The organism is Microbispora sp. NBRC 16548 (assembly GCF_030268985.1).
GTDB classification, from domain to species: domain Bacteria; phylum Actinomycetota; class Actinomycetes; order Streptosporangiales; family Streptosporangiaceae; genus Microbispora; species Microbispora catharanthi.
In genome coordinates this window covers 1-644 of sequence record NZ_BSSF01000066.1, presented here as the reverse complement: position 1 = coordinate 644, position 644 = coordinate 1, and the positions used below count along the sequence as shown (strand labels likewise).

The following is a 644-nucleotide window of genomic DNA, read 5'->3' as shown; positions in this document are numbered from 1 at the left end:
CCGGTCGGGCTGGTGGCCGTGGAGTATGCGATGAACTCCGAGCAGCACTTGGCCGCGAACACCATGTAGTACAGGCTGCCCCGCTTGTAGAACCACGGGCCCTCTTCGAACAGCGTCGGCCGGTTGGCGTCGCCGGTGCGGGTGCCGAACCCCGACGTGGTCAGGTTGACCTTCGTCGGGCTGCCCGAGTAGGAGGTCATGTCGCTGTTCAGCTTGACGTACCACAGGTTGGGGTTGCCCCAGTAGAGGTAGGCCTGCCCGTTGTCGTCGATGTAGACGGTGGGGTCGATCTCGCCGTTTTCGACCAGCGGGTGTCCCAGGGCGTCCTTGAAGGGCCCGGTGGGGCTGTCGGAGACGGCCACGCCGATGGCCATCCTGCCGGTCGCCCGGTTGGTCGTGGGGACATACCAGTAGAACTTGCCGTTGCGGTAGATGGCCTGGCCCGCCCACGCGTCCGATTTCGCCCAGCTGAAGCTGGCCACGCTCAGCGGGGAGCCGTGGTCGGTCCAGTTCACCATGTCCGCCGACGACCAGACGCGCCAGTCCTTCATGGTGAAGTACGTCGATCCGTCCTCGTCGTGTCCGGTGTAGAGGTAGACCCGGCCGTTGTAGACCAGCGGCGCCGGGTCGGCGGTGTAGATGGT

The 644-nt window shown here is 65.7% G+C and carries 1 protein-coding gene; it reads right to left on the bottom strand.

What is annotated here, in order from left to right; genetic code table 11:
* The coding region (locus tag QSK36_RS43050; RefSeq protein WP_285786441.1) for a family 43 glycosylhydrolase at nt 1–644 on the bottom strand (644 nt) is incomplete at both ends.